The sequence below is a fragment of the Janthinobacterium sp. Ant5-2-1 genome (genome assembly GCF_001445815.1).
In the GTDB taxonomy this organism is placed as follows: Bacteria; Pseudomonadota; Gammaproteobacteria; order Burkholderiales; family Burkholderiaceae_D; genus Janthinobacterium; species Janthinobacterium lividum_E.
The window spans coordinates 1-1265 of record NZ_LNCE01000152.1; the positions used below are offsets into that span (position 1 = coordinate 1).

The following is a 1265-nucleotide window of genomic DNA, read 5'->3' on the forward strand; positions in this document are numbered from 1 at the left end:
TGGTCTTCTTGTCCAGGCGGAAGGTGACGCGCAGGTCGCGCACTTCCAACAGGTTATTCTGGTCCATGAGCAACTCCTATTTCACTTTGGGGTCGAGCGCATCGCGCAAGGCATCGGTAAACAGCGAGAACGCCGTCACCAGCACGGCCATCGCCGTGGCGGCGGCTGTCAGCTGCCACCATTTGCCCAGGATCAGTTCATTTTGTGCCTCGTTGAGCATGCTGCCCCACGAGACGGTGCCCACCGGCACGCCAAAGCCGAGGAAACTCAGAATCACTTCCGCCTTGATGAAGCCCACGACCAGAATCGACATTTGCACCAGGGCCACGTGGCTCACGTTCGGGAAGATGTGGGAAAACATCTTGCGCCAGTGCGAGGCGCCGATGGCATCGGCCGCCATCACGTATTCGCGCGCCTTGTGCTTGATGTATTCGGCGCGGATCAAACGGTACGGCCCCGTCCAGCCCGTCAAGCCCAGGATCAGCACGATGGTCAGCACGCCCTTCTGTTGCAGCACGGCCGCCACGGTGAGAATCATCAGGATCGAGGGGATCGACGTGAAGATGCTGTAGAACCAGTTGAAGAAGTCATCGACGACGCCGCCGAAGTAGCCCGACACGGCGCCAAACAGCGTGCCCAGCACGACGGCCAGCAAGGCTGCTACCAGGCCCACGACGATCGACGTTTCACCGCCCTTGATGGTTTTCTGGATGATGTCGTGGCCCCACTTGTCGGCGCCGAACGGCAGTGTCGCCGCCTTGTGCGTGACGAGTTTCTTGGCCTTGCCCATGCCGGCGCGCAAGGCCGTTAAGTCGTCGGCCAGCGGGTCGGTGACACCGTACATCTCCACGCCAGCCGATGGATTACTACCCATCTGGGCGCGCAGTTCGGCAATATCGTCGGCCAGCGGATCGAGCACGTTGACGGGCGTGGGCGCGCTGCGCTCATCGGCCAGCGGAATGGCGCCGTCGGCGGCCACGTCCTTGTCGGCGCCCACAAACGTGGGCGGCGCGTAGCTGACAGCCACTTCGTCTTCCCAGTTCGAGGCCACCAGGCCGCTGGCGGACGCCAGCACCAGCAGGAAAAAAGCGCCGACCAAGGCCAGCGATACCATTGCAATCTTGTCGCCGCGCAAACGGCGCCACGCCAGGGCCCACAGGCCGGGCGATGTATGAGGTTTCGACATCGTCTCTTTCTACTTCAGTTGTACGCGAGGATCGACCGCCTGGTACAGCAGGTCGGTGAGCAGGTTGAAGAGCATGGTG

Annotated in this window: 1 protein-coding gene; it reads right to left on the reverse strand. The window is 62.1% G+C overall.

Going from position 1 to position 1265, the window contains the following annotated elements; genetic code table 11:
* Positions 1–76: 76 nt before the first annotated feature.
* Positions 77–1186, reverse strand: coding sequence for an ABC transporter permease (locus ASN89_RS26760; protein WP_058051358.1), 1110 nt, complete (start codon positions 1184–1186; stop codon positions 77–79).
* Positions 1187–1265 lie beyond the last annotated feature (79 nt).